Here is a 775-nt window from a genome sequence, read left to right as displayed (position 1 = left end):
AGTTTCGCGCCGTTCAGACGGTCCATACAGCAGTCCCCAGGGCTGCGGAACACCAGCTTCACCTTGTTCACAAGACAATTGCCCACAACACCGCAACCGGAAGTCTCGCCTACGTTGAACACAGCGGATTCACTGGTCTGGCTGCCAACGGTACATTTGGCCGTGTAATTACCCGGCACGTTTGTTTCCAAGGTCACACCGGTGCCGACTTGCGTGCCACTGCGGAACCACGTAATACTGCCGGTGCAGTTAGAAGCGGTCAGCACTACCTTCTGGTTACTGGCTACACAAGCAGTTGTCCCCGAAGTCCGGCTGATCGTTGGCGGGTTTAGGACAGGGTCGCCGCAACTGTTTAGGTTAAGACCTGCCACGTTGGAGGAGCCCACTGAGCTGCCTTCCCATTTGGTTGAAAGCGAATTGTCAAAGGCCAGTCCATAGTTACCTGTACCAAATGCAGTACCTGTCAGTTTCGTTGTACCGTTATAGAATTCCAGCTCCGTAAGCTCTCCCCAGCCCGTACTGCTGGCAACGAAGCGTAAGGATGCATAGGTATTTGAGTTACTGAATGTAAACTCCTGATAGCTCCCTGTACCATTAGCTGAGAAAGTATAAATATCTGTCCAACTGCTGCCGCCATTATTGCTGCCTTGAAGTTTCGCGCCGTTCAGACGGTCCATACAACAGTCACTTGGGCTGCGGAACACCAGCTTCACCTTGTTCACAAGGCAATTGCCCACAACACCACAACCGGAAGTCTCGCCTACGTTGAACACAG

At 52.6% G+C, this 775-nt stretch carries 1 protein-coding gene; it reads right to left on the bottom strand.

Going from position 1 to position 775, the window contains the following annotated elements:
* Nucleotides 1–775, bottom strand: a 775-nt coding sequence (locus LZD49_RS35395) for a hypothetical protein (RefSeq protein ID WP_234673385.1), incomplete at both ends; no start/stop codon positions are given.

Source organism: Dyadobacter sp. CY261 (assembly GCF_021440085.1).
Taxonomy (GTDB): Bacteria; Bacteroidota; Bacteroidia; order Cytophagales; family Spirosomataceae; genus Dyadobacter.
This window is presented reverse-complemented; position numbering and strand designations above follow the sequence as displayed.